Below are 23,362 nucleotides of genomic sequence, written 5' to 3' on the forward strand. Positions count from 1 at the left end.
GGCGTTAACCTTTTCTTGACCATAAGTTGAGAGGCATGGAGCGTCGGCTGAAGAGGGTGCCGGCCCAAACAGGGGAAATTCGATGCAATTCAAGGCAATCGAGGGCGGATGCGCCGAAATCGTCCAGGGCCGAGAGGCCGATGCGCTGATCGCGGAATGCCTCGCGGCTTTCACCGGCGGCAGCGTGGATGCGCTCTACGATCTGGGGGTCGCGTTTTCGACCGGCAGCCACGGGGTAGTCTGCGACATGGTCGAGGCACACAAATGGTTCAACATCGCCGCATCGCGCGGTCATGACGAAGCCGCCTGGTGCCGCGCCGACATTGCGGACGAGATGACCGCGCGCGAAATCGCCGAAGCCCAGCGCCGGGCACGCGAATGGCTGGGGATGGATGGCCGCCGCGCTGCCTGACCGCAAGGCGGGCTAGGCTTTGCGAAAGGGCGTCCGCTCGCCCAGAAACATCTTGTCCTGCGCCACGCCGTCGCGTTCGCGGGTGAGGAAATCCTCCACCGCGGCGCGAAAGCCGGGATCGGCGATCCAGTGCGCCGAGACGGTGGTGACGGGTTCATAGCCCCGCGCCAGCTTGTGCCCGCCCTGCGCGCCGGCTTCGACGCGGTCGAGGCCAAGCTCGATCGCCGCGTCGATCGCCTGATAATAGCACAGTTCGAAATGCAGGAAGCGGATGTCCTTCGTGCAGCCCCAGTAGCGCCCGTAGAGCGCGTCGCGGCCGATGAAATTGATCGCGCCCGCTACCGGCTCGCCGTCCTCGAAGGCGAGCACCAATAGCAGCGCGTCGCCCATCCGCTGCTGAAACAGGTCGAAGGCTTCGCGGGTGAGATAGGGCGTCCCCCATTTGCGCGCGCCGGTGTCCTGATAGAATATCCAGAACGCATCCCAGTGCTCGGGACGGATTGCGTCGCCGCGCAACCGCTTGATCGTGACCGCGCCTTGCGCCGCAGCCCGCTCCTTGCGCAGGTCCTTGCGCTTGCGTGAGGAGAGATCGGCGAGAAAATCCTCGAAACCGCCATAATCGCGATTGTGCCAGTGATACTGGATGTCGTGCCGCAGCATCCAGCCCGCCTGCTCGAACAGCTTCTGCTGGGCCTCTTCGATGAAGGTCGCATGGGCGGAGGAGAAGCCGTTCTGTTCGCAGAGCTGTTGCGCCGCCTCGAGCAGCGGTCCGGCCAGCGCCTCGTCGGCCAGCAACAGCCGCGGGCCGGTGGCGGGGGTGAAGGGCGCGGCGATCTGCAACTTGGGATAATAGCGCCCGCCGGCGCGCTGATAGGCATCGCCCCAACTGTGGTCGAAGACATATTCGCCCTGGCTGTGGCCCTTGAGATAGGACGGCAGTGCGGCGCGCAGGGTGCCCTGCCCATCCTCGATCACCAGCGGGGCGGGTTGCCAGCCGGTGCCTTCGCCCACGCTTCCCGAATCCTCAAGAGCGGTCAGAAAGGCGTGGCTGACGAAGGGATTGGCCGAGGGGTTGAGCGTATCCCAATCGGCTGCCGCGAAGGCGCCGACCGATCCCCCGACCTTGGCGACGAGGGGGGCGACCAGCGGTTCGTCGCTCATGCGAAGCCCTCGCCTTCGGCAACCGGGGCGTCGGCATGCAGTGCAGCGTGGCGCGCCTTCTCTGGCGTGTCGATCGTCCAGCTCGGTAGCGGGAAGCCGCGCGCGCGCAGGCTGGTCGAGAGGGGATTGGGCAGCGCGCGGATGTCGTAGGCGACGAATTCGGGCTTCGCGTGCCACAATGCGAGATGGCGTTGCCAGCGATGCGGGGTCGGCCCGTCATCGGTCTCCTTGATCACCAGCCCGCGCACCGGCGCCGGGGCGTGCTTCTCGAACCATTTCGGCACCCTTGGATCGAAACTCATAACCGCAATCGCACCTTGATAGCCTTCCACCGCCCGCGCAACCGCGCGGCACGAGCGCTTGACGTCGTAACCGCTGCGCGACTTGATCTCGATCAGCACCGGCACCTGCCCGGCGACCAGCTCGAGCAGATCGGTCAGCCGGGCGATGCGATGATCGGAATCGAGAAAGGCGATCTGTCCCAATTCCTGCGCGCTGTGCGCGGCGAGCTGGCCGCTGATCCCGGTCAGCCGCTCGAGCTCCCAGTCGTGCAGCAGCATCGCCTCGCCGTCGCGGCTGCGCTGGATATCGCATTCGATGCCATAGCCCGCCGCGATCGCACCCGCGAAGGCGGCGAGCGAATTTTCGGGAACTCCGGGAGAATGGAGCCCGCGATGCGCATAGGTCCAGTCGCGCAGCCAGCCCACCCTCGCCGGGTCGGGTGGCGAGGTCAGCAGTCGATCAAGCGTCGCGAACGGCAAGGATAGCGTCCACTTCGACCGCAGCGTCGAGCGGCAGAACCGGCACGCCGACCGCGCTGCGCGCGTGGCGACCGCGCTCGCCGAACACCTCGAACATCAGGTCCGAAGCCCCGTTGACCACCTTGGGCTGGTCGGTGAAGGTGGGGGTCGAGGCGACGAAACCGCCCAGCTTGACCACCTGCGTGACCCGCTCCAGCAGGCCCGCGGCCTCGAGCTGCGCCAAGATCATCAAGCCGCAGGCGCGCGCCGCCTGCTGGCCGCGTTCGAGGCTCACATCGGCACCCAGCTTGCCGGTCACCAGCGCGCCGTCGATGAAGGGCAATTGCCCCGAGACGAAGCACCAGCCGCCCTGCACCACCAGCGGTTGATAGCTGGCGACGGGGGCGGCCGCTTGAGGCAGCACGAGGCCGAGTTCTTTGAGGCGGGCGGAGATGCTCATGCGGGTTTTCCTTCGATACGGTCGAGCAGCCAGGGCAGTGCATTGGCCCAGTCGTCGATGCGGGCGTCGGCGTGACCGGCCTTGTGCGCGCAGTCGATATGCGGTGCCAGCGCAGGCTCGCCGCACAGATGCAGCGTGGTGATCTCGGCGGCGAGCGTCTCGCGCGCCGACTGGTGATGCTGCGGCAGATCGTCGATGAAGATCGCCCGGCTGGGCTCGTATTCGGCAAGGATGCGCTGCAGCGCCGGACCCTTGGGGCCCTGATTGGTATAGACCTTGGCGTTCACGCCGTGCTTCGCCAGCTGTTCGACGCGGTGCATCTGGCGCTCGTCGGTGAGATTGGTGAGGATCACCACATCGGCTTTCTCGGCGAGCGTGTTGATCCCCTCGATCGCGCCGATGATGGGCAATTGGCGATCCATCTGGGTGTCGAAGAACTCGCCCAGATAGCGCCAGATTTCCTTTTGCTCGAGCGGTTCGCCGCTGTCGCGCCAGCGCATCGCGGTGGTGAAATCGGCGCCCTGCATGTTGAAATCGACCGGGGTCTCCTCCCCCAGCCAGTCGCGGAAATGCGCCACCATGTGGAGCAGCACCTCGTCGCAGTCGGAGATCACCAGCGGGCGGCTCATGCAGAAAGACTCCGTTGCGCGGCGACGATCCGCTCGGGGGGAACGGCAAGCGCCTCGGCGGCGGCTAGCAGGTCGGGTTCGTGCGCGGCGAGGAAGTCGAGCACCGCCGAGAGCACCGCAGCGTCGGTCAGGCCCTCGCGCAGCTGGTCGGGGGTGAGGCCCGAGAGCGTCAGCAGCCGCTCGGCGCGGCGCTCGTCCTCGAGCACCCACACCAGCGCGGCCAGCGCCAGCGCTTCGGCGTCGCCCGAACCTGTGCCTGGGCCCGTCTCGCCGGTCTGTCTGCGCTGAAGAATTGTCAGCCTCCCGTGAAAGCCCTAACGCCCGCAGGATAGCGAGCAGGAGCGTGGTCCGTGGCAAAGAGAATCATGGTTGTCGAGGACAACGATCTCAACCGTAAGCTGTTTTGTGACGTGTTGAAGGCCAATGGCTATGAAGTGGTGCCGGTGGCCGACGGACAGAACGTGGTCGAGACCGCGAAGAAATACGATCCCGAACTCGTGATCATGGATATCCAGCTACCCAATGTCTCGGGAATCGACCTGATCGCGCAGCTCAAGCAAAACCCCGCTTTCGACAAGACCCCGGTGCTCGCGGTCACCGCCTATGCCGGCAAGGGCGACGAGGAGCGGATTCGCGATGCGGGCGCCAGCGACTATCTCGCCAAGCCGGTCTCGATCGGTCCGTTCATGGCGGCGGTGAAGAAATTGCTGGGCGATTGAATTCTTCAGACGCGCTTCATCCGCTCGCCGCAAAGGAGGCGGACGCTTGACAAGCAGGCGGTCGAACCGCTTTGGCCGCCCACTTACCGGCGGGGGTTATGTCTCCTGCCGCCAGACAGAATTGGACCATGGATAATGGACAGAGCCGAAGTCGACAGCCGCATCCGCTCGCAGGTCGCGCCCTTCAACACCAAGGGGATCGCGATCGCGGAGGACACCTCGTTCCAGAACGATCTGGAATTCGACAGCCTGACCGTGATGGATTTCGTCGCCGCGATCGAGGATGAGTTCGATATCATCATCTCGATGAACGAGCAGGCCGAGATCGAGAACTGGGGCCAGTTGGTCGATGCAGTCCAACGGCTCGAGACGGCGCGGGAAGCGGGCGCATGAGCGAGGGTATCAGCCAGGCCGACCAGCCGCCCGAGCTGACCGGCGATTCGCCCGACCTGTTCAGCAAGTTCGACGCGCTGATCGCGATGCGGCAGGGGCTGCTCGACACCGGGATCGAGGATCCGTTCAACCTGGTGATGGAAAAGGTCCTCTCCCCCACCCGCGCCATCTGCAACGGGCGCGAGACGATCCTGCTCGGCACCTACAATTACATGGGGATGACCTTCGATCCCGACGTGATCGAGGCGGGTCAGCAGGCACTGGCCGACTTCGGCAGCGGCACCACCGGCAGCCGGGTTCTCAACGGCACCTATCAGGGCCACCGCGAGTGCGAGGACGCCTTGCGCGAATTCTACGCCATGGAGCACGCCATGGTGTTCTCGACCGGCTACCAGGCCAATCTCGGGATCATCTCCACCATCGCCGGCAAGGGCGATTACGTGATCCTGGACATCGACAGCCACGCCAGCATCTGGGACGGCTGCGCGCTGGGCAATGCCGAGGTCGTGCCGTTCAAGCACAATGACGTCGAGGCGCTGGAAAAGCGGCTCAAGCGCATCCCGGCGGGCGCCGGCAAGCTGGTCGTGCTCGAAGGCGTCTATTCGATGCTCGGCGATGTCGCGCCGCTGAAAGAGATGGTTCGCGTTTCCAGGGAGAACGGCGCGATGGTGCTGGTCGACGAGGCGCATTCGATGGGCTTCATCGGCGAGCACGGGCGCGGGGTCAGCGAAGAGCAGGGGGTTATCGACGAGGTCGATTTCGTCGTCGGGACCTTTTCCAAGAGCGTCGGCACGGTCGGCGGTTTCTGCGTTTCGAACCATCCCAAGTTCGAGATCATGCGGCTGGTGTGCCGCCCGTATGTCTTCACCGCCAGCCTGCCCCCCAGCGTGGTCGCGACCGCCGCCACCAGCATCCGCAAGCTGATGCACGGCTCGAACAAGCGCGCGCATCTGTGGGAGAATTCGCGCAATCTTCACGCGGGCTTGCGCGGGCTCGGCTTCTCGCTCGGCACACCCGAGGCGCAGAGCGCGATCATCGCGGTGATCATGCCCGACCTCGAGAAGGGCGCGATGATGTGGGAGGCGCTGCTCAAGGAGGGCCTCTACGTCAATCTCGCTCGCCCCCCCGCGACGCCTGCCAACATGACGCTGCTGCGTTGCTCGCTGTGCGCCGAACACAGCGAGGAGGAGGTCGCGACGATCCTGGAGATTTTCGAACGCGCCGGGAAAGCAGTGGGGATTATCTGAGGGCGGAGGTCAGGAACATCGCCCCCCTCCGGTGCGTCTCTCCTTGTGAAAGGAGACCACATCTATGAAGACCACCAACACAGCCAGCGCCAGCTACGAGGGCCTCGGCAAGGACGGCAAGGGCCATATCTCGACCGGTTCGGGGGCGCTGTCGGCGCAGCCCTACGGCTTCCAGACCCGCTTCGAGGACAAGGCCGGGACCAATCCCGAAGAACTGATCGCGGCGGCGCATGCGGCGTGTTTCACCATGGCGCTGTCGTTCAAGCTGGCCGAGGCCGGCCATGGGGACGGCTCGGTTGCCACCAGCGCCGAGGTCACGCTCGAGAAGGACGATGCCGGGTTCAAGGTAACCAAATCAGCACTGTCGACCAAGGGCAAGGTCGCCGGTCTGGCACGCGAAAAGTTCGAGGAACTGGCGCAGGACGCCAAGGCCACTTGCCCGATCTCCCGGCTGCTCGACACCGAGATCACGCTGGATATCAAGTTCGAGGGCTGAGCTCGCTCACCCCGCAAGTCGACACCGCGATCAGAGCGGATTGACGGTCGTCGCCTGGGAACAGGCGTCGGCCGTTCCGTCGTCCTCGCCGCCGGTGTCGATCATCGTCACCGCCAGGATCCCGCCGACCACCAGCACCACGAACAGCGTGGTCAGCAGCCCGAGATATTTGTCGATGAACAGTTTGATCGGCGCCCCGAACAGGCGGAACAATACGCCCACGGTCATGAAGATCAGCCCGCGCCCGATGATGCTGGCGAGCGTGAAGGTGACCAAATTCATCCCGATGAAGCCAGCGGTGATGGTCAGCAGCTTGAACGGCACCGGGGTCGCGCCGGCGATCAGGATCGCCTCGAAATCATATTCGCGCAGGTGACAGGCGGCGACCGGGAAGGCCTCGCTCAGCCCCAACGCGCCGATCAGCCAGGCGCCGATCGTGTCGTAGAGCCCCCAGCCGATCAGATAGCCGAACAGCCCGCCGAGCACCGAGGCGCCGGTACAGACCGCGGCGAAGCGGATCGCCTTTTTCGGCTCGGCCAGACACATCAGCCCGAGCAGCGGATGCGGCGGGATCGGGAAGAAGCTCGATTCGATAAAGCTGAAGGCGGCGAGCCACCACAGCGCATGCGGATGCGCGGCCTTCTCCATCGTCCAATTGTAAAGGCTGCGCAGCATGGCGTGCCGACCCTTCCGTCCCGCAAGATTGCGCGCCGGTTACGGGCTGCAGGGGATGCTGGCAAGCGGGATCGCGTGGTGAGGCCAGCCAGACATGACTAACCTATCTGGTTTTTAATGCTTGACATCGCGACGCTATATGGTTAGAGAAGCGGAACATCGCGATAGTGTGATTCGATTTCGAGCGGCGCCGGACATTCCGGCGCCGCTTTTTTGCGTGCCTGCCCCAAACGTTCCGGCCCAAACGTTCCGGCCCAAACGTTCCGGCCCAGACGCATCGGCTCAGCGCTCTCGCCCCAGCCTCCGGAACCCGCCATGACCGACACCACGACCCCAGCCAAGGACCAGCCGCGCCCGTGGGAGCCCGGATTCTTTGCCGCGCTGCGCAGCGGTCTGTCCGTCGCCGCGGCAGCCAGATTGACCGGGATCCACCCCACCACGGTCTACAGCCGCGCCAGCAGCAACCCGGCTTTCGCGCAACGCTACGCGGACACAAGAATCGCCATCGGGCGCGTGGTCCGCAGGCGGCGCGGCGCGCGGACCGTCGAAGCCGGCTGGCAGGAGCGCTTCCTGGAAGCGCTGGCCGAGACCTCCAACGTCACCGCCGCGGCCTGGCGCGCCAGGGTGGTTCCGGGTCGGGCCTATGCCCTCCGCCGCGAGGACCCCGCGTTCGCGCAGCGCTGGCTGGCGGCGCTGCTCGAGGGCTACCAGCATCTCGAGATGGAGGTGCTGGGCTATCTGCGCGACCCCGAACCGGCGCGCAAAATGGATGTCGCCTCGGCGCTGCGGCTGCTCGCCGCGCATCGAGAGACCGTGGCCCGCGAACGCGCCTTCCGCGAGGAGGAGGAGGACGAGCAGGCGGTGTTCGACCGGATCGACGCCTTTATCGATGACATGCGCAATCGCCGCGCGGCCAATGCGCTGATCCTCGCGCATGACGACACGCCTGAGGTTACATCCGAGAGCACGCCCGAACCCGCGAGCGAGAGCCACCACCATGAGCCGGTCTGAGCGGGCCGAGGCGCTGCTCGCGCTCGAACCCGGGCAGCGCCGCAAGGAATTGCGGCAAATGTCCCACGGCGAGCGTGCCGCTCTCGGGCGCCACTGGCAGCTCTGGGCGCATCCCGGCCAGCTGCCTCCACCCGATGCCTGGCATCTGTGGCTGATCATGGCGGGGCGCGGTTTCGGCAAGACCCGCGCGGGCGCCGAATGGGTCCGCGCCATCGCCGAGGCCGATCCCACCGCGCGGATCGCGCTGGTCGCCGCCTCGCTGGGCGAGGCGCGGCGGGTGATGGTCGAGGGCGAGAGCGGGCTGCTGGCAATCGCCTCACCGCGAGCACGTCCGCGCTTCGAGCCCTCGCGGCGGCAGCTGGTGTGGCCCGATGGCGCGCGCGCGACCTTCTATTCCGCCGCCGAGCCCGAGAGCCTGCGCGGACCCCAGCACAGCCACGCCTGGTGCGACGAGATCGCCAAATGGGACCAGAGCGGCGGACGCGCCGAGGCGGCGTGGAACAATCTGCTGCTGGGACTGCGGCTGGGGCGCGACCCGCGGGTCGCGGCGACCACCACTCCGCGCGCGGTCCCGCTGCTGCGGCGGCTGATCGCGCAGGATGCCATCGCGCTGACCGGCGGGCCGACCGCGGCCAATGCCGACAATCTGCCGCCGGGGTTTTTGGACGCGGTACAGCGCGACTTCGCCGGGACGACGCTGGGGCGGCAGGAATTGCTCGGCGAGCTGCTCGAGGATGTCGAGGGGGCGCTGTGGTCGCGCTCGCTGCTCGAACGGTGCCGCGCGGAGGAGACCGAAGAAAAGCGGCCCGCGCTGGTGCGCGTGGTGGTGGGGGTCGATCCGCCAGCCTCGAGCCATGGCGACGAATGCGGCATCGTGATCGCGGGCCTGCGCGCCGACGGGGTGGCACTGGTGCTCGCCGACTGCTCACTGGCGCGGCCCTCGCCCAAACGCTGGGCGCGCGGCGTGGCCGATGCGGCGCAGGCGTGGCACGCCGATCGGGTGGTCGCCGAGGCCAATCAGGGCGGCGCGATGGTCGCCAGCGTGCTGCGCGCGGCGGAATTTTCGCTGCCCTTGAGGTTGGTCCACGCCAGCCGCGGCAAGGTGGCGCGCGCCGAGCCGGTGGCGGCGCTCTACGAGGCCGGGCGGGTCCGCCACGCCGCGCTGTTCGCGGCGCTGGAAGACCAGCTGTGCGGACTGATGGCGGGCGGGCGCTACGAAGGCCCCGGCCGCAGCCCCGACCGCGCCGACGCGCTGGTCTGGGCGCTGACCGAACTGATGCTGGGCCAACGGCGCGTGCCGCGGGTGCTGCAGCTCTGAATCGCAAAAACGTCGTCACGGCGAAAACCGGGACTTCCATCGCTCCGTTCCGAACCCAAACGAGGTAATTCCCATGTCCTTCCTCACCACTCTGGCCTCCGCCTTCAAGGGCGCGGGGCCTGTTCGCGTGCCTTTGACGCGCGGTTTCGTCTCGCCTTGGGCGAGTGTCTTTGCCGGCGAGCCGCGCGAGGGCGCGTTCGACTATGCGCAATCGGTGCAGGCCGCCTATCTCGCCAATCCGGTGTCGCAGCGCGCGGTGCGGATCGTCGCCGAGGGGGTCGGCGGGGCGCCGCTGGCGATTGCCGACCCGGCGCTGGCGCGACTGGTCGATCGCTCCTGCACCGGCCAGCCGCTGCTCGAGGTGCTGGCCGCGCAGCTGCTGCTCCACGGCAACGCCTATGTCCAATTGCTGCGCGACGGCGCGGGCGCGCCGGTGGAGCTCTATCCACTGCGGCCCGAGCGGATGAGCGTGGTAGCGGGCGAGGATGGCTGGCCCGCCGCTTATCGCTACCGGCTGGCCGAGCACAGCCGGACGATCCCGCTCGAGGACGAGGCGGGCTGGCCCAACCTGCTCCACCTCAAGTGTTTCCACCCGGCGGACGATCATTATGGCGCGGGCTGCCTGAGCGCCGCGCGCCAGGCGGTGGCGGTGCACAACGCCGCCAGCGCCTGGAACCGCGCGCTGCTCGAGAACGCGGCGCGGCCCTCGGGCGCGCTGGTCTATGATGGCGGCGAGGCGGCGGGGCTGAGCTCCGAACAGTTCGAGCGGTTGAAGAGCGAGCTGGCGCAAGCCTTCCAGGGCTCGGCCAACGCCGGGCGGCCGCTGGTGCTCGAGGGCGGGTTGTCGTGGCAGGCGATGGCGCTCTCGCCCGCCGATATGGATTTCGCCAACCTCAAGGCGGGCGCGGCGCGCGACATCGCGCTCGCCTTCGGGGTGCCGCCGATGCTGCTCGGGCTGCCGGGCGACAACACCTATGCCAATTACCGCGAGGCCAACCGGGCGCTGTGGCGACTGACGCTGCTGCCGCTGGCCAAACGCGTGCTCGATGCGCTCTCGGCGGGGCTGTCGCCGTGGTTCGCGGATGCCGAAATGCATGTCGACCTCGACAAGGTGCCGGCGCTGGCGGAGGACCGCGAGACGCTGTGGAGCACGGTCACCGCAGCGGATTTCCTCTCCGCCGACGAGAAACGCGCGCTGCTGGGCCTGCCCGCCGCAACCACCACCCCTGCGGAGAACGCCTGATGAGCACCGAGGACATGCTCGCCCGGCTGCTGGCGCAGGCCCGCGCCGAGGGCGGCGAGATAGTGACCTTGCGCGCCATGGTCGAGGAGGCGAGCGAGCTGGGCGCGCAGCGCGCCTTGAAGCGGCTCGGGCTCGGCGATGAGAAGGCGCAGGGCGATATCGACGAATTGCGCGAGCTGCTCTCGGCCTGGCGCGACGCCAAGGCGAGCGCCTGGAAGGCTGCGCTGCAATGGCTGTTTCGCGGGCTGATGGCGCTGCTGCTGATCGGCATCGCGGTGCGGCTCGGCGTGACCGAGATGCTGCGATGAGGCTGGCGGGATACGCGGCGCTGTTCGACCGCGCCGACGCGGCCCGCGACACGATCCGCCGCGGAGCCTTCGCGCGCACGCTGGCCGCGCGTGGCGAGCCGCTGCCGCTCTATTGGCAGCACCGGCCCGCGCAGCGGATCGGCTGGGTCGAGCGCATCGCCGAAGATGCGCGCGGACTGCGCGTGATCGCGATGCTCGACGACCCGCAGTGCCGCGCAGGCGCGATGCTGCGGCGCCGCGCAGTGAGCGGGCTGAGCTTCGGCTTCCGCGCGCGCGGGTTCCGCCGGTCGGATGGCGGCCGCGAGCTGCTCGATATCGACCTGTTCGAGGTCAGCCTCGTCACTCACCCGCTCCAGCATCACGCGCGGGTGCATTCGATCCGCGCCTGAGACCCCATTCCCCTCCCCCAACGAAAGGTGAACTGCCCCATGGATATGCCCGTAACCGACACCAACACCGCCGCCACCGATCCGCTCGAGGCCAGCTTCGACATCGTCGCCCGCCAGGATCGCGCCGAAAGCGCCATCGTGACGCTGCGCTCCGATGTCGACGAGGTGAAGGCGCGCGTCGACCGCATCGGCCGCGCCGCCGCGCGCCCCGCGCTGGCGGGCGCCGAAGCCGAAAGCCCGGAACTGAAGGGCTTCGTCGATGGCTATCTGCGCCGCGGCCGCGAGGCCGAGGTCAAGTCGCTGAGCGGCGCGGTGCCGTCCGATGGCGGCTATGCCGTGCCGCGCCAGATCGATGCCGCGATCGCCCGCGAGCTGACCGCAATCAGCCCGATCCGCGCCATCGCGCAGGTCGTCCAGACCGGCAGCGCGGGCTATCGCAAACTGGTCACCACCGGCGGCACCGCCAGCGGCTGGGTCAGCGAGACCGCCGCGCGGCCCGCGACCGACACGCCCAATTTCGCCGAGATCGCCCCGCCGACCGGCGAGCTCTACGCCAACCCCGCGGCGAGCCAGGCGATGCTCGACGATGCCGGCTTCGATCTCGAAGCCTGGCTGGCCGCCGAGATCGCGATGGAATTCGCCCGCGCGGAAGGCGCAGCCTTCGTCAACGGGACCGGCTTCGACCAGCCCGAGGGCTTCCTCAACGCCCCCGCCACCGCTGCGGCGGATGGCGTGCGCCCCTTCGGCACGCTGCAATATATCGGCTCGGGCAATGCGGCGGGCCTCGGCAGCGAGCCCGAGGTTCGGCTGATCGATCTGGTCCACACGCTGAAAGCGGGCCACCGCCAGGGTGCCAGCTTCGTGATGAATTCGGCGACGCTGGCCACGGTGCGCAAGCTCCGCACGCTCGATGGCGGGTTCCTGTGGCAGCCCGGAATGGTCGAGGGCCAGCCCGATCGGCTGCTGGGCTATCCGGTGGTCGAGGCCGAGGACATGCCCGATGTCGCCGCGGGCGCCTGCCCGATCGCCTTCGGCAATTTCCGCCACGGCTATCTGATCGCCGAACGCAGCGCGACGCAGATCCTGCGCGATCCCTTCACCAACAAGCCCTTCGTCCACTTCTACGCCACCAGGCGCGTGGGCGGACAGGTGCTCGACGGCGCGGCGATCAAGCTGCTCAAGATCGAGGCCTAGGCCTCTTCGACGAAGACCCGATGGCGGGCGGTCCCACCAGCATTCCCTGGCCCCGCCCGTCCGGTCCGTCCGCGCGCCGTGCCCCCTGCGGGGCGCGGGCGGGCCACCCCTGCTTCCCCTCCAGACCCGAAGGAGTCTCGCCATGACGCGGGCTATCGTGGCGCTTCCCGATCTGTCGGGGGCGCCGCTCGACCAGTGCCGGCAATGGCTGGCGATCACCGGCGCGCGCGACGACGCGCTGCTGGTCCAGATGCTCCACGGCGCGCTGGCGCTGTGCGAGGGCTTTACAAGGCTGGTGCCGCTGGCGACCGTGTTCGAGGACCTTCTGCCTTCGGTGCCCGGCTGGCAGCCGCTCACCACGCAGCCGGTGCGCGAAGTCCTGGCGCTCGAGCAGGTCGCCGCCGATGGCACGCGAACCGCGCTGACCGCAGGCTACGAAACCCGCATCGACAGCGAGCAGCACGGCCATATCCGGCTCGCGCAGCCGACCCGCGACACCCATCTGGCGGTGCGCTTCGCGGCGGGGCTGGAGGCCGACTGGATGGCGCTGCCTCCGGGCCTCGCGCAGGGCGTGATCCGCCTCGCCGCGCATCATTACCGCACCCGCGACAGCGGCGGCGACGCTGCGCCCCCCGCCGCTATCGCCGCGCTGTGGCGGCCGTTCCGGATTCTGCGGCTGTGAGCGGCTCCTTCGAAAGCATCGCCGCCGCGCTGACCGCCCGCGCCGCGCGGCTGGCTGCGGATCATGGCGAGGCCCGCCGCGCCGCTCGCCGCGACAGCAGTGCCTGGCGCTCCGCCGCGCGGCTCTGGCCGCTGTTCGCGAAAGGAGACTGACCATGGAAAGCCGCTTTCGCGCCGACCTCATCGCCTGGCTGCGCGCCGATGCCACGCTCGCCGCCGCTCTCAACGCGGTCGAGGAGGAGAGCCCTGTCGCGGCCAGCCCGCCGTGGCTGGGTATCGCCGCCAGCGCCAGCGCCGACTGGAGCACCAAGACCCACACGGGCCGCGAGGTCCGGATCGCGATCGAACTGGTTGATCGGCACGACGACCCCGAGGCCGTCGCCGCGACCGTTGCCGCGATCGAACACCGCATCGCCACGCTGTCCCCGGTCCAGCCGGGCTACCGCGTAGTCGTCACCCAATTCCTGCGCAGCCGCGCCGAACGCCGGCCCCGGTCCTTGCGCGCCGTGCTGCTCGAATATTCCTTCCGCCTGCTCGCAACCCCAACGGAGTAATGCCCATGACCGCCCAGAAAGGCGCCGCCTTCCTGCTCAAGATCGGCGATGGCGCCAGCCCGCCCGCCGCTTACGAAACCGTCGCCGGTCTTCGCACCACGCAGATGTCGATCAATGGCGACACGGTGGTGGTGACCCACAAGGAATCGGGGGGCTGGCGCGAACTGCTCTCGGGCGCGGGAACGCGCTCGGTCTCGGTGAGCGCCAGCGGAATCTTCCTCGGCAGCGCCGCCGAGGCTGCCCTGCGCGGCCATGCGCTGGCGGGGACGCTCGACGATTACGAATTGTCCTTCGAGGATGGCGCCCGGATGCGCGGGCGCTTCCTCGTCCAGCGGCTCGACTATGCCGGCGATTTCAACGGCGAGCGCACCTATGCGCTTCAGCTCGAAAGCTCGGGCGCGGTGGTGCCGGCATGAGCGGCGCTGCGAACCCGCTGAGGGGCGAGGCCACGCTCGAGCTGGCGGGGCGCAAGCTGGTGCTGCGCCCGACCTTCGAAGCACTGGTCCAGGCGGAGGAGGAGCTGGGCCCGCTGTTCGCGCTGGTCGAGAGAGCGGGTGCGGGCCAGCTTCGCATCGCCGAGATCGCCGCGCTGTTTTGGTACTGCCTCGCCGAGCGCCAGGCGGCGAGCCGCGAGCAGATCGGCGAAGAGGTGGTGGCGATGGGGCTGGCGCGCTGCGCCGCGCCGCTGCGGGCGCTGCTTGGCGAAATCCTGCGGGGCTCATGACCCAGTGCTTCGCCGATTCAGCCGCGCAATGCGCCGGTCTCGCCGCGCAGGTGCTCGGCTGGCGTCCGCGAACCTTCTGGGCCGCGACCCCAGCCGAGCTGGCGCTGTCGCTCGGCCCGTTGCCGGCGGCCGCTTCCCCCACTCCGCCCAGCCGCGCCGAAATCGCGCGGCTGATCGCCAAGGACCAATGCCATGGATGACGAGCTCGACACGCTGATGGTCGAGGTGCGCGCGAGCACCGCGGGCTTTGCCGCCGATATCGCGACGATGCGCAGCGCCTTCGACAGCCAGTTGCTCGACGGTTTCGACCGCGCGGGCGGCGTTCTCGAGCGCAGCCTGCTGACCGCGATCCGCAAGGGCAGCCTGGGCTTCGACGACCTCCAGCGCGCCGCCGCGCGCGCGCTCGACCAGATTGCGGCGCAGGCGCTCCAACTCGGGCTCGATTCCATCTTTGGCGGCGCGGCCGCGGCCGGTGGCGTGGGCGGGTTGCTGGCGGGGACGCTGGGCGCGCTGTTCGGCCTGCCCGGGCGCGCGACCGGCGGGCTGGTTGCGCCGCAGCGGCCCTATCTGGTCGGCGAGCGCGGGCCCGAGCTGTTCGTCCCCGCCAGCGCCGGGCGGGTCGAGCCTTCGCCCATGACCGGCACCGGGCCGCGCGAGGTGCGCGTCGCAATCGCACTCAACCCCGAACGCGGCGCCAGCGCCCCCGCCGCCTTGCGCCGCTCGTCGCGTCAGATCGCCAGCGCGGTCCGCCGCGCGCTGCTCGACTGAACAGTCGGCCAAGAGAAGGACACCGACCATGGCATTCTGGCTGGCCCGCCAACGCGACGGGCAGGAGAGCGACGCGATCCAGCGTTTCGACCCGCGCTTCTGGACCATCAACTTCCCCCGCCCGATGATGGCCAGCGTGGTCACCACCGGGCCGCAATCGTTGCGGGTGGATTGCGAATTCCATCTGGCAGGCGAGCTGGCGGGTCTGATCTGGGCGAGCGAGGACAGCCTCGACCACCCGCTGCTCGCTTATGAAACGCACCGCGATTACGCGCACACCATGCTTGCCTTTCGCTGGCGTTCGGGCGGGATCATCGCGCTCGACCAGCCCAACGGCCCGACGCTGACCATCGAGGGGCGCGATGCCGCGGGCGCAGACCGGGTGTGGTATGTCCGGCTGTGGAACTACGCCAGCGGCACGCCGGAGGATGCCGCAGTGGTGCTGCCTTTTTCGCAGCTGCAATCGGGCTACGGCCTGCCGGGCGAGCCGATCCACCCCTCGGTCATCGACCGGATGTTCATCTCGCTCGTCCCGCCCGGCTATATCGCGGGGAGCACCGCCCCGCTGCCGCAGCGCGCCGAGGGCTGGGCCGAGCTGACCGCCATCACCTGCCACGGCGACCACGCGATGCTGGTGCTGGGCGACGCGATCCTCCCCGCGCATGGCGAGCGGATGGCCACCGCCTATGACGATGCCTTCAACCAGACGCCGGCGCGGCTGGTGCGGCAGATCGAGCAGCTCGGCTACCGCGATCGCGTGGTCCATTATCTGGGGATGAGCCATTTCTTCCGGCTCGAGCCGGGCGAAGACCGGCTGGTGGTCGCTGCCGATGGCGAAATCTGTATCCCTGCGCGCCGCTGGCACGAGGCCTTTTTCGCCGCGCTGGCCAAGGCCGGGCTCGAACCGATCCTGTCGCTGTCCTACGAACTCTTCGCCGAGCACTGCCCCGCCGCCTGGCGGCAAGTGAGTTTCTACAGCCAGCCGGCGCTGACCGGCTGGGACCCTCCCTCGAACCTGCTCTCGCCCGCCAACGCAATGGCGATGGGCTGGCTGCGCGCAGTCGCGGTGCGCTTCGTCGCGCTGGTCGAGGCGGCGGGCCTGCCGGTGCTGTTCCAGATCGGCGAGCCCTGGTGGTGGGTCATGCCCGATGGCACGCCTTGCTTCTACGACGATGCGGTGCTGGCGCAGCTGCCCGAATTGCCGCCGCATATCCCCGACATGACAATGCCGCTCTATGCGCCGCATTTCGCCTTTCTCGACTGGCTCGGGGAATTGCTCTCCGCCTCGACCGATGCGCTGACGCAGGCGGTGCGCGAGGCGGCGAGCGGACCCGCCGAGGTGCTGTTGCTGGCCTTCACCCCGACTATCCTCGACCCCGCCATGCCCGAGTTGAAACGCGCGAACCTGCCGCCGGGCTGGGCCTGGCCCGCCTTCGACCGCCTGCAGATCGAGGACTACGACTGGCTGACCGCGGGCGCCGAGGCCGAACGGCGCCGCGGCTATGCCGAGGTCCAGGCACGGCTGGGCTATCCGCTCGAGCTTCAGGACTATCTCTCGGGCTTCGTGCTCGATGCCGCCGATGCCGAAACCTATTGGCGCCGCATCGATGCCGGACTCGACGAGGCGCGGCGTCGCGGGGTGACCCAGCGCTATGTCTGGGCGCTGCCGCAGGTCGCGCGCGATGGATACACCCGCCTGCCCCTGCCATTGGAGACCGATGTGAACGATTTCGACGACACCGCCTATCCGCTCGCGCTGGGGCGCGATGCGACAGTGAGCCCCGAATTCTCGACTGCGGTCGCGGTGACCGCCTCGGGCCACGAGCGCCGCAACGCGCTTTGGTCGGATGCGCGGCTGGGCTTCGATGTCGGGCCGGGCATCCGCTCGGAGGAGGAGCTGGCGCTGCTGATCTCTTTCTTCCGCGCGCGCCACGGCCCCGCGACCGGCTTCCGCCTGCGCGATCCCTTCGACCACAGTTCCAATGGCATGACCGGTGTGCCGACACCGACCGACCAGCCCCTCGGCACCGGCGACGGGCTGCGCGCCGACTTCGCGCTTGCGAAGCATTACGGCGCGCAGCAGCGGCGGATCACCCGCCCCGACGCTGCTTCGCTGCGGGTCAGCGTGGCCGGGGTCGAGCGCTTCGACTGGACGCTGGGCGAGAAGGGCCGCGTGGTCTTCGCCGCCGCGCCCGCTGTCGGGGCGGAGGTCGCAGCAGGTTTCCATTTCGACGTGCCGGTGCGCTTTGCCGAGGACCGGCTGAATGTCTCGGGCGCGGGCTTCGCGGCGGGAGAGGCGCCCTCGGTTCCCCTGGTCGAAATCCGCGAGGACGCCTCATGACACGGGTCTTCTTCGACCGCGCGCTCGACACGGTGGCGAGCTTCTGGCGGATCTATCGCCGCGACGGCGTGACACTGGGCTTCACCACCCACGACCGCGACCTGTGGTTCGACGGCGTGCTCCACCGCGCCGCGCCCGGCATGGTGCCCTCCTCGATCCGCCGCAGCAGCGGCTTCGCCGACGACGGCGTCGAAGTCGGAGGCGCGCTCAGCCACGAGGCGATTTCCGCCACGGATATGCAACGCGGCCGCTACGATGACGCGCGCATCGTCATCGGCGCTCTCGACTGGGAGAGCGGCACGGCTTCGGTGCTCTATCGCGGGCGGATCGCCGGGCTGGTCGCGGAGGATTTCGGCTTCGTCGCGCAATTGCAGTCCGCCAAGGTCGATCTCGCGCGCGACCCGATCCCGCGGACCAGTCCGGGCTGCCGCGCGCGCTTCTGCGATACCGGCTGCACGCTGTCGGCGGCGCGTTTCAATCACCGGACGGCAGTGACCGCGCTCGACCGCGAAGCCAATCGGGTGAGCTTCGCCGGGATCGATCCCGCGCTGTTCGCGCAAGGGGAGTTGCGCTGGCTCGACGGACCGCTGACGGGTCTGCGCGGAACCGTGCTCTCTGCCGATGCGCAGGGGCTGGTGCTCGACCGCCCGCTCGACGAGGCCAGCGCCGTCGGCGACCGCGCGCAGCTGCTGGAGGGCTGCGACCACACCATCGCGACCTGCAGCGCCCGCTTCGGCAATGGGGCGAATTTCCAGGGCGAACCCTTCCTGCCGGGCAACGACCTGCTCGCGCAATATCCGATGCCGCGATGAGCGTGGATCGCGGCCTGTTCCTGCGCGAGGCCGAGACGCTGGTCGGCACGCCATTCCGCCTGCACGGGCGCCACGTCGCAACCGGGCTCGATTGCGTCGGGCTGGTGGCGCTGGCGCTCGCGCGGTGCGGTGGGTCTGACCTGTCGCCAGCGGGCTATCGCTTGCGCAACACCGACATCTCCCGCTGGCTGGCTTTCGCCGGGCCCGCGGGGCTTGAGCCTGTCGAGGACCCGATCGAGCCCGCCGACATCCTGCTGCTGCGCCCCGGGCCGGCGCAACACCACCTCGCCATCGCCTGCGATGCCGACACAATCCTCCACGCCCACGCGGGGCTGCGTCGCGTGGTCCGCCAGCCGATCCCGCGCGACTGGGCGCAGCTGTCCCACTGGCGCTTCGCCGCAGACCGATAGGAGCCGAACATGGCCACACTCATTCTCGGCGCGCTGGGCACGGTGCTCGGCGGACCGCTGGGCGGCGCCATAGGTGCGCTGGCCGGGAACCAGATCGACGGGCAGATATTCGGCAGCGGCAGGCGCGAAGGCCCGCGGCTGAGGGATCTGTCGATCACCACCTCGACCTATGGCCAGCCGATCGCGCGCCCGGTCGGGCGGATGCGGGTCGAAGGGACTATCATCTGGGCCACCGAGTTACAGGAGCGCAGCGCAACCAGCGGCGGCAAGGGCCAGCCCAGAACCACCAGCTACAGTTATGCGCTGTCTTTCGCGGTGATGCTCGCGAGCCATCCGATCGACGGCGTCGGGCGGATCTGGGCCGATGGCAATCTGCTGCGCGGCGCGGCGGGTGATCTCAAGACCGGCGGCGCAATGCGGCTCTACAGCGGGCATGGCGACCAGCAGCCCGACCCGCTGATGGCCGCCGCGTTGGGTAGCCCCTGCCCCGCCTATCGCGGCCGCGCCTATGTCGTGTTCGAGGATTTGCAGCTGGCGGATTTCGGCAACCGTATCCCGGCGCTGTCATTCGAGGTCTTCGCCGGGAGCGGAGACGATCTGCTCGGAGTCCTGCTCGAGCCGGCAGGCGGCGTGGCGGATCCCGGGACTGCGATTCCGGGGCTCGACGGGTTCGCGCTGGAAGGCGGCGCGGTGGCGCAATCGCTGGCGCTGCTCGACCGCGTCGAGCGACTGATCCCCGATGCCACCGCTACGCCCCTGCGGCTGCAGGGCATCGCGAACTTCGGCGCGATTCGCGAACTGCCCGAGCCGGTCGCCGCGCCCGAAGGGGATTTCGGTCGGGCTGCGGGTACTCGCCACCAATGGCAGGGCGAGGATGCCGAGGCGATCGCGGGGCTGCGCTATTACGATGTCGAGCGCGACTACCAACCCGGTGTCCAGCGGCATGCGACTCGCGCGTCCACCGGACCCGAGCGCCTGCTCGAATTCCCCGCCGCGCTATCGCCGCAGGCGGCACGCGCTCTGGCCGAGCGGGTCGCGGGGCGACGCCTGGAAGCGCGCGAGCGGTTGCACTACCGGACCGCCGAGCTCGACCCCGAGTTGCGGCCCGGAACCCGCGTCCGGCTGGCGGGAAGTGCCGCGCAGTGGCTGGTCGAGGGCTGGGAATGGCGCGAAACCGGGGTCGAACTCGAGCTCGTCCGCCACATACCGCGCACCCTAGCGGACCAGCCCGCCAGCCCCGGCACGCCCTGGCTGCCACCCGACCGCCTTCCCGGCGCGACGCTGTTCGAGGCCTTCGAACTGCCCTGGGACGGGCGCTCCATCCCGCAAAGCGGCACCGTCTTTGCAGCGCTCGCGGCACAGGAGGGCCGCTGGTCGGGCGCGACGATCTATGCCGATCGCGGCGGCGCGCTGGTTCCGCTCGCCACCGCCGGCCCGGCCCGCGCGGTGATGGGCAGCCTGCTCGCCCCGCTGGACCCGTCGGCTTCGCTGCTGCTGGAGGACAGGGCGCAGCTTTCGGTGCGTCTCGCCGATCCCGACATGGCGCTGGCACCAACCACCCGCACCGGCATCGCCAATGGCGAGAACCGCCTGCTGGTCGGCGGGGAAGTCCTTCAGTTTCGCGATGCGGTCGAGCCCTCGCCGGGTGAATGGATCCTCACCGGTTTGCTGCGCGGGCGCGGCGGGACCGAGGGCGCGGCGCTGGCGGGCCATGGCGTGGGCGCTTCGGTCATCCTGCTTGACGAACGGCTGGTACCGATCGATCCGGCCCTGCTCGGCAGCGACGCCACACTCGCCGCGATCGGCCCGGCAGAGGATCAGCCCATCGTCTCGGCGATCGCGCTGCGCGGCATCGCAGACCGCCCCCTCACGCCGGTCCATGCCCAGGCTGAATTCGACTCGAGTGGCGCGCTGTGGTTGCGATGGACCCGCCGGGCCCGCGGCGGCTGGCGCTGGCTCGATGGAGTCGATGCGCCGCTGGTCGAAGAGCGCGAGCGGTACGAAGTCGGCTGCGGACCGGTGAGCACTCCACTTGCCCTGTACGAGACCGCAATCTCGCAATTCACGCTCGAGCCGGCCCTGCTCGCTGCGCTGCCCGCGGGCACGCAAGTCTGGGCTCGCCAGATCGGTAGCTACGCCCCCTCGCCCGCGCTGCTGCTCGCCAACCTGCCCTGATTGCCCTTTACGGAGATACCGTCATGTCCGAACCCTATGCCCTTGAATCCATTTCGCCTCGCCACGGCCTGCCCTTTCTTCACCCTGGACAGGCCCAGAAGGAGTTCTTCGTCAACGAGGCGCTGGCGCGGCTCGACGCGCTGGTCCAGGCGACCGTCCTCGACGAACGCGCGCAGCCCCCCGTCCAACCGCAGCCGGGCGATGCCTATCTGGTCGCAGCCGGTGCCGAAGGCGCCTGGCAGGGGGAGGATGGTACGATCGCCGTGTACCAGGCAACGCACTGGCTGTTTCAACCGCCGGTTAAGGGCGCGAGCGTCCGTCGGCTGGACACCGGTCAGGTCTGTATCTATTCCAACGGCTGGACCACGGCGCCTGAACCCGTCGAACCCAGTGGCGGCACGACGATCGACGCCGAGGCTCGCGTTGCAATTGCCGCGCTCATAGCTGCTTTGCGCCATTCGGGAATTTTTTCTGCGAATTGATGGAACTACGGGTGTTACGCCGCGTTCCTAATCGCCGAACGGACGGAATCCTTCGTATTGTTATCGGGTGTTGCCATATCGCGGCATTCTTGCAACAGTTCCGGACAATGTCCGCTTGCCACCCAACTGGGTAAAAGTTAGATAACTCGCCACTCGGTGGATCAAATTCGCAATAAGGGGAATTTTATAATGCGGAAACTCGTCATAGGAATGGCGATGGCCTCAACGGCCCTTGCTTCGCCTGCTCTCGCACGCGACGGACAATGGTACGTTGGCGTCGAAGGCGGTGCCATGATCGTCGAAGACACAGAATTCGACATCGGCGCAACCGCTGACCAGCTCGTCGTCGAAGCCGACAAGGGCTACGACGTCGGCGGTTTCGTCGGCTACGATTTCGGGGCATTCCGTCTCGAAGCCGAAGCCAGCTATCGCGATGCCGATCTGGAAACCGTTACCGTTGGGACCACCGGTCTCGGTTTCGGTCCGTTCGTCGCAGCTCCCGGCCAGTATGCCGCTGGCGGCGGTGTGGACGTTCTCAGCTTCATGCTCAACGGCATGTTCGACTTCGGTCCCGATGACGGCCTTCAGGGCTTCGTCGGTGGCGGTGTCGGCGTTGCCCGTACCGGCATGGAAGGCTTCATCAGCCAGAGCCAGCCGGCTTCGTTCGACGATTCGGACAGCGGCTTCGCATGGCAGATCCTCGCGGGCGTCCGCGCTCCGCTGAGCGACAATGTCGATGTCGGCCTCAAGTATCGCATGTTCACCTCGGACAATGTCGAGCTGACCGACGCGCTCGGTCGCACGCTGCAGGGCGATGTGCGCACGCACTCGATCCTCGGCACGCTGAGCTACAACTTCGGTGCTCCGGCTGCGGTCGTTCCGGTGGCTCCGCCTCCGCCCCCGCCGCCGCCGCCCCCGCCGCCTCCCCCGCCCCCGGCGCCGCGCCCGGCACCGGTCTGCGAGACGGGTCCGTACATTGTCTTCTTCAACTGGGACAAATCGGACATCACTCCGGAAGCAGCGACGATCCTCGACAACGCGGTTTCGGCCTACGCCAACTGCGGCACGGCTTCGGTCATGCTGGCCGGTCACACCGACCGTTCCGGTACGCAGACCTACAACCAGGGTCTTGCCGAGCGTCGCAACGCTTCGGTCCGCGATTACCTGGGTGCACGTGGCATCCCGAATGGCCGGATCAACAGCCAGGCATTCGGCGAAACTCAGCCGCGCGTCCCGACTGCCGACGGTGTTCGCGAACTGCAGAACCGTCGCGTCGAAGTGACCTACGGTCCGGGTTCGGGCATGTAAGTCTGACGCCAAGCGTCAATTAGTTGGAGGGGCCGGAGCAATCCGGCCCCTTTTTCGTTGGGTGATCGAGTGCCGACCTTCAATCAATCAGGGAGACCTTCGATGTCCATCCGCTTTCCGATCATCCTTCTGGGCGCAACCGCGCTGTCAGCCTGCGCGACGGTCGAGAATATCGCCGACGACGTGGCCAATGAACTGTCCACCGAACAGGTCGGGACGGCTTCGCTGAGTTTCGCCAACGGCCAGCCCGCGGGCACCGCACGGCTGCTGTCCGACGGCGACCAGCTTTCGTTGGCCGTCACCGTCAACGGCATGGCGCCCGGCGCGCACGGGTTCCACCTCCACACCACGGGCGCCTGCCGCGCTCCGGACTTCACCAGCGCCGGCGGCCATCTCAACCCCTACAACCGCACCCACGGCACGCAGTCGCCCGGTGGCAGCCATCTGGGCGACATGCTCAATCTGCAGGTCAATGCCTCGGGTAGCGCCAGCACCACGGTCGATGTCAGCGACACGCCGGCATCCGCGCTCGAGGAAATCTTCGATACCGACGGGACCGCCGTGGTGGTCCATGCAGGTGCCGACGATTATCGCACCGACCCCTCGGGTGATGCGGGTTCGCGCATCGCCTGCGGTGTCCTGCGACCCAGCAGCTGAGCCGCGCTTTCGCGCGCCAAACTCTAGATGAATATCCCGTTGCGGCGGGAGAGCA

31 protein-coding genes are annotated in these 23,362 nt (G+C 68.4%); 25 read left to right on the forward strand and 6 right to left on the reverse strand.

All coding sequences use genetic code 11. The features are described from left to right. The first annotated feature begins 82 nt into the window (after positions 1-82). Complete coding sequence (locus ACWIKC_RS13090; protein ID WP_454597884.1) at positions 83-412, forward strand: hypothetical protein; 330 nt, start codon at positions 83-85, stop codon at positions 410-412. A gap of 12 nt (positions 413-424) precedes the next feature. On the opposite strand, the gene ACWIKC_RS13095 is transcribed toward ACWIKC_RS13090, so the two are convergent. Genes ACWIKC_RS13095 through ACWIKC_RS13115 form a run of 5 tightly spaced genes read right to left on the reverse strand, consistent with a single transcriptional unit; the run spans position 425 to position 3,614 of the window. Continuing rightward, positions 425-1,573: a GNAT family N-acetyltransferase gene (locus tag ACWIKC_RS13095; RefSeq protein WP_454597885.1), complete on the reverse strand. Its 1,149-nt coding sequence runs from the start codon at positions 1,571-1,573 to the stop codon at positions 425-427. Further along, positions 1,570-2,334, reverse strand: a complete 765-nt coding sequence (locus ACWIKC_RS13100; protein WP_454597886.1) for a glycerophosphodiester phosphodiesterase family protein — start codon at positions 2,332-2,334, stop codon at positions 1,570-1,572. The genes ACWIKC_RS13095 and ACWIKC_RS13100 overlap by 4 nt, the downstream gene beginning before the upstream one ends. Further along, positions 2,315-2,773 (reverse strand): RidA family protein, encoded by a 459-nt coding sequence (locus ACWIKC_RS13105; protein ID WP_454597887.1) that lies wholly within the window; start codon positions 2,771-2,773, stop codon positions 2,315-2,317. The genes ACWIKC_RS13100 and ACWIKC_RS13105 overlap by 20 nt, the downstream gene beginning before the upstream one ends. Further along, positions 2,770-3,402: an HAD family hydrolase gene (locus ACWIKC_RS13110; RefSeq protein WP_454597888.1), complete on the reverse strand. Its 633-nt coding sequence runs from the start codon at positions 3,400-3,402 to the stop codon at positions 2,770-2,772. The genes ACWIKC_RS13105 and ACWIKC_RS13110 overlap by 4 nt, the downstream gene beginning before the upstream one ends. Further along, complete coding sequence (locus tag ACWIKC_RS13115; RefSeq protein WP_454597889.1) at positions 3,399-3,614, reverse strand: DUF3572 family protein; 216 nt, start codon at positions 3,612-3,614, stop codon at positions 3,399-3,401. The genes ACWIKC_RS13110 and ACWIKC_RS13115 overlap by 4 nt, the downstream gene beginning before the upstream one ends. Positions 3,615-3,752: 138 nt before the next feature. Between ACWIKC_RS13115 and ACWIKC_RS13120 the strand changes: the two genes are divergently transcribed. The 4 genes from ACWIKC_RS13120 to ACWIKC_RS13135 all read left to right on the forward strand — a co-directional run bounded on the left by ACWIKC_RS13120 (position 3,753) and on the right by ACWIKC_RS13135 (position 6,257). Then, positions 3,753-4,121, forward strand: a complete 369-nt coding sequence (locus ACWIKC_RS13120) for a response regulator (RefSeq protein ID WP_454597890.1) — start codon at positions 3,753-3,755, stop codon at positions 4,119-4,121. Positions 4,122-4,256: 135 nt separating this feature from the next. Continuing rightward, positions 4,257-4,514: an acyl carrier protein gene (locus ACWIKC_RS13125; protein ID WP_454597891.1), complete on the forward strand. Its 258-nt coding sequence runs from the start codon at positions 4,257-4,259 to the stop codon at positions 4,512-4,514. Then, positions 4,511-5,761 (forward strand): serine palmitoyltransferase, encoded by a 1,251-nt coding sequence (gene spt / locus ACWIKC_RS13130; protein ID WP_454597892.1) that lies wholly within the window; start codon positions 4,511-4,513, stop codon positions 5,759-5,761. Before ACWIKC_RS13125 ends, spt begins: the two co-directional genes overlap by 4 nt. A gap of 64 nt (positions 5,762-5,825) precedes the next feature. After that, entirely contained in the window at positions 5,826-6,257 is a 432-nt protein-coding gene (locus ACWIKC_RS13135; RefSeq protein ID WP_454597893.1) for an OsmC family protein, read from the forward strand. A 30-nt stretch (positions 6,258-6,287) separates the two neighbouring features. Here ACWIKC_RS13135 and ACWIKC_RS13140 read toward each other — a convergent pair whose 3' ends face one another. Continuing rightward, the gene (locus tag ACWIKC_RS13140) at positions 6,288-6,932 is read right to left on the reverse strand and encodes a YqaA family protein (protein ID WP_454597894.1); all 645 of its coding nucleotides are present in this window, start codon (positions 6,930-6,932) and stop codon (positions 6,288-6,290) included. Positions 6,933-7,247: 315 nt separating this feature from the next. Here ACWIKC_RS13140 and ACWIKC_RS13145 point away from each other — a divergent pair, with 315 nt between their 5' ends. From ACWIKC_RS13145 to ACWIKC_RS13240, 20 genes are all read left to right on the forward strand, one after another. Then, positions 7,248-7,943 carry a hypothetical protein gene (locus ACWIKC_RS13145; protein WP_454597895.1) on the forward strand — a complete coding sequence of 232 codons (696 nt, stop codon included), beginning with the start codon at positions 7,248-7,250 and terminating at the stop codon, positions 7,941-7,943. After that, positions 7,930-9,261, forward strand: a complete 1,332-nt coding sequence (locus tag ACWIKC_RS13150) for a DNA-packaging protein (RefSeq protein ID WP_454597896.1) — start codon at positions 7,930-7,932, stop codon at positions 9,259-9,261. The genes ACWIKC_RS13145 and ACWIKC_RS13150 overlap by 14 nt, the downstream gene beginning before the upstream one ends. A 73-nt stretch (positions 9,262-9,334) precedes the next feature. Next, on the forward strand, positions 9,335-10,504 hold the full coding sequence (locus ACWIKC_RS13155; RefSeq protein ID WP_454597897.1) for a phage portal protein: 1,170 nt from the start codon (positions 9,335-9,337) through the stop codon (positions 10,502-10,504). Further along, on the forward strand, positions 10,504-10,812 hold the full coding sequence (locus tag ACWIKC_RS13160) for a DUF6127 family protein (RefSeq protein WP_454597898.1): 309 nt from the start codon (positions 10,504-10,506) through the stop codon (positions 10,810-10,812). Before ACWIKC_RS13155 ends, ACWIKC_RS13160 begins: the two co-directional genes overlap by 1 nt. After that, entirely contained in the window at positions 10,809-11,201 is a 393-nt protein-coding gene (locus ACWIKC_RS13165) for an HK97 family phage prohead protease (protein WP_454597899.1), read from the forward strand. The genes ACWIKC_RS13160 and ACWIKC_RS13165 overlap by 4 nt, the downstream gene beginning before the upstream one ends. Positions 11,202-11,240: 39 nt before the next feature. Next, the gene (locus tag ACWIKC_RS13170) at positions 11,241-12,395 is read left to right on the forward strand and encodes a phage major capsid protein (RefSeq protein WP_454597900.1); all 1,155 of its coding nucleotides are present in this window, start codon (positions 11,241-11,243) and stop codon (positions 12,393-12,395) included. A 142-nt stretch (positions 12,396-12,537) separates the two neighbouring features. Beyond that, positions 12,538-13,077, forward strand: coding sequence for a head-tail connector protein (locus tag ACWIKC_RS13175; protein ID WP_454597901.1), 540 nt, complete (start codon positions 12,538-12,540; stop codon positions 13,075-13,077). After that, positions 13,074-13,229, forward strand: coding sequence for a hypothetical protein (locus ACWIKC_RS13180; protein ID WP_454597902.1), 156 nt, complete (start codon positions 13,074-13,076; stop codon positions 13,227-13,229). The genes ACWIKC_RS13175 and ACWIKC_RS13180 overlap by 4 nt, the downstream gene beginning before the upstream one ends. A gap of 2 nt (positions 13,230-13,231) precedes the next feature. Beyond that, positions 13,232-13,630 carry a tail completion protein gp17 gene (gp17, locus tag ACWIKC_RS13185; protein WP_454597903.1) on the forward strand — a complete coding sequence of 133 codons (399 nt, stop codon included), beginning with the start codon at positions 13,232-13,234 and terminating at the stop codon, positions 13,628-13,630. A gap of 5 nt (positions 13,631-13,635) precedes the next feature. Beyond that, positions 13,636-14,046, forward strand: coding sequence for a phage major tail protein, TP901-1 family (locus ACWIKC_RS13190; RefSeq protein WP_454597904.1), 411 nt, complete (start codon positions 13,636-13,638; stop codon positions 14,044-14,046). After that, entirely contained in the window at positions 14,043-14,354 is a 312-nt protein-coding gene (locus ACWIKC_RS13195; protein ID WP_454597905.1) for a gene transfer agent family protein, read from the forward strand. Before ACWIKC_RS13190 ends, ACWIKC_RS13195 begins: the two co-directional genes overlap by 4 nt. After that, a complete protein-coding gene (locus tag ACWIKC_RS13200) occupies positions 14,351-14,554 on the forward strand; it encodes a phage tail assembly chaperone (RefSeq protein WP_454597906.1) in 204 nt (67 codons plus the stop codon). Before ACWIKC_RS13195 ends, ACWIKC_RS13200 begins: the two co-directional genes overlap by 4 nt. Beyond that, positions 14,547-15,122: a tail tape measure protein gene (locus tag ACWIKC_RS13205; RefSeq protein ID WP_454597907.1), complete on the forward strand. Its 576-nt coding sequence runs from the start codon at positions 14,547-14,549 to the stop codon at positions 15,120-15,122. Before ACWIKC_RS13200 ends, ACWIKC_RS13205 begins: the two co-directional genes overlap by 8 nt. 28 nt (positions 15,123-15,150) lie before the next feature. After that, a complete protein-coding gene (locus ACWIKC_RS13210) occupies positions 15,151-17,463 on the forward strand; it encodes a DUF2460 domain-containing protein (protein WP_454597908.1) in 2,313 nt (770 codons plus the stop codon). Next, a complete protein-coding gene (locus ACWIKC_RS13215) occupies positions 17,460-18,275 on the forward strand; it encodes a DUF2163 domain-containing protein (RefSeq protein ID WP_454597909.1) in 816 nt (271 codons plus the stop codon). The genes ACWIKC_RS13210 and ACWIKC_RS13215 overlap by 4 nt, the downstream gene beginning before the upstream one ends. Then, positions 18,272-18,685, forward strand: coding sequence for a hypothetical protein (locus ACWIKC_RS13220; protein WP_454597910.1), 414 nt, complete (start codon positions 18,272-18,274; stop codon positions 18,683-18,685). Before ACWIKC_RS13215 ends, ACWIKC_RS13220 begins: the two co-directional genes overlap by 4 nt. A gap of 9 nt (positions 18,686-18,694) precedes the next feature. Next, complete coding sequence (locus ACWIKC_RS13225; protein ID WP_454597911.1) at positions 18,695-20,860, forward strand: GTA baseplate fiber-binding domain-containing protein; 2,166 nt, start codon at positions 18,695-18,697, stop codon at positions 20,858-20,860. Between the two features lie 23 nt (positions 20,861-20,883). Beyond that, positions 20,884-21,342 carry a DUF2793 domain-containing protein gene (locus ACWIKC_RS13230; RefSeq protein WP_454597912.1) on the forward strand — a complete coding sequence of 153 codons (459 nt, stop codon included), beginning with the start codon at positions 20,884-20,886 and terminating at the stop codon, positions 21,340-21,342. 189 nt (positions 21,343-21,531) lie between these two features. Further along, positions 21,532-22,650 carry an OmpA family protein gene (locus ACWIKC_RS13235; protein ID WP_454597913.1) on the forward strand — a complete coding sequence of 373 codons (1,119 nt, stop codon included), beginning with the start codon at positions 21,532-21,534 and terminating at the stop codon, positions 22,648-22,650. A 102-nt stretch (positions 22,651-22,752) separates the two neighbouring features. Next, the gene (locus ACWIKC_RS13240) at positions 22,753-23,307 is read left to right on the forward strand and encodes a superoxide dismutase family protein (protein ID WP_454597914.1); all 555 of its coding nucleotides are present in this window, start codon (positions 22,753-22,755) and stop codon (positions 23,305-23,307) included. The last annotated feature ends 55 nt before the right edge of the window (positions 23,308-23,362 follow it).

The organism is Qipengyuania sp. SM2507, assembly GCF_053714505.1.